Consider the following 1,736-nt stretch of genomic DNA (forward strand, 5'->3'; position numbering starts at 1 on the left):
CTTTTTTTGTCTATAGAAGGTTCAACTAATCGCCATAGGTCTTTAGGGCGGAAACATCTACTTTTTAACCATCGGCTAACCGTGTCATGAGATAAAGGCGATGGGCTGACTTCTGATAACGCCAAACTAGAGTATCTTACACTGCTTACTTGCAAGAATATTTTATAGATATCTTTAATGCATGGATAACCGGACAAAATATGAACATCCTTATTTTTTCTTGTTTTTAAATTTATACTTCTTTTTTAGAGACTGCGAAACTCGTGTATTCATGCAACACCTCCTTCTACCGCAACCGCTTCTCTGCGTTTTCTATCCGCCTGTGTTGCCCAGAAAGGACGGGATACTTTGACTATTGGGTACGTTTCAATCACGTTTTCCAACATATCAATTACACGGTTGACTTCGTATAACCCCTGCTCGCTATCTTCGTCGTCGGGTTCACAAAGTTTCACCGGAAAACGCCCACAAGCTGGGTTTTTGCCAATTGCACAGAAAGCGAAAGCCATTTCACGCCCAAAAACCCAATTTGCAACCAGACGGTAAAATTCCGCCTGTATGTGATAACCAAACTTATCAACGGATTTACAAAAATCATGAACATCATCAGTCGTTTTCACATCGAGCATAAACGGCTTATCGGCATAGATTCCCAACAAATCAGGCCGGATTTTCAATAACGTTCCATTTTCCGTGCGATAGAAAATTGAAAGCTCTGGCTCGCCGTTTTCCAGCAAATCTTCCACCATTGGATATGCCAGTGCGGAATCACGCATCATTTCAACCTGTTCAAACTCCGCTTTTTTGAGGCTGTCGCAAAAGCTCATGTTATCGATTAAAATTTGCTTTATTCGTTTTAAACGCAGATCTTTTATGACCGTATTTACTCGCAAACTGGAATCGCCTTCTCACACCAAACGTAAGTTTGTCAAAGCGCAAAATCTACCTATCTTGGAGGGTTCTGTTTCCCTTTGCGATTATCTCAAGCAAATTGGTGAACGTAGGGCATTTATTGTCACAGAGATTTTGGATGAACAAGACTGGGTACCTTTCGAACGCTGTTATTCTTCAACAGGTAGAGCGCCGTATTCTCCTCGTTCAATGATGGGAATTTTGCTTTATGGGATCATGAAAGGGCATAGTTCGCTCAGAGCACTTGAAAATCTGGCGCGTTTAGATTTGGGATGTATTTTTGTCAGCCATGGCGTGACACCTGATCATGCCAGCCTTGGACGTTTCATTTATCAACATCAGACTGTCCTGACGGGCAGTTTTTTTAAAGAACTTACATTATCCGTTTTTCTTCGTACCCAATCTGGGGTTTCCTGTCTGGCTGGTGATGGAACAGTTATAGAGGCCGCCTGTTCTCATTATGATCTTTTGACGCAGGAAGCGATTTCACGAGAACACGAGTTTCGCACAGGCATATAAAATTCTAAAAATGGCTTAAAAGCAATGATTAATCTGCAAGTTACTAAAAAACATAAATTTTCTTAAATTACAATAAGTTGTATTTGATTTATAAGGTTTTGACTATTTATATATCATGCTGAATTAAACTTAAAAATAGAGCGTTTTTTTATTGGTGCGAAACTCGTGGAGAAAAAAAGGTTCTCTCAGCAGCGCCAGTCACAGTGCGGATAGAAAAACGCATTCAGCAATTGGAACAGAGCGCTGAAGTGTTAAAATGCCGCCAAGAAAATCGTGAAAAAAAAGGTAAAGATGGCAGCCAACTG

The 1,736-nt window shown here is 40.5% G+C and carries 3 protein-coding genes; 1 reads left to right on the forward strand and 2 read right to left on the reverse strand.

Going from position 1 to position 1,736, the window contains the following annotated elements; genetic code table 11:
* The coding region (locus CBG25_RS09180) for a hypothetical protein (RefSeq protein WP_290604058.1) at positions 1-197 on the reverse strand (197 nt) is incomplete at its 3' end.
* Between the two features lie 72 nt (positions 198-269).
* Positions 270-827, reverse strand: a complete 558-nt coding sequence (locus CBG25_RS09185) for a PD-(D/E)XK nuclease-like domain-containing protein (protein WP_290606176.1) — start codon at positions 825-827, stop codon at positions 270-272.
* Here CBG25_RS09185 and CBG25_RS09190 point away from each other — a divergent pair.
* The gene (locus CBG25_RS09190) at positions 826-1,431 is read left to right on the forward strand and encodes a transposase (RefSeq protein ID WP_290606177.1); all 606 of its coding nucleotides are present in this window, start codon (positions 826-828) and stop codon (positions 1,429-1,431) included. The two genes, CBG25_RS09185 and CBG25_RS09190, sit on opposite strands and share 2 nt — an antisense overlap.
* Positions 1,432-1,736: the final 305 nt, after the last annotated feature.

Origin of the sequence: Arsenophonus sp. ENCA (genome assembly GCF_002287155.1) — a bacterium.
Classification (GTDB): Bacteria; Pseudomonadota; Gammaproteobacteria; order Enterobacterales; family Enterobacteriaceae; genus Arsenophonus; species Arsenophonus nilaparvatae.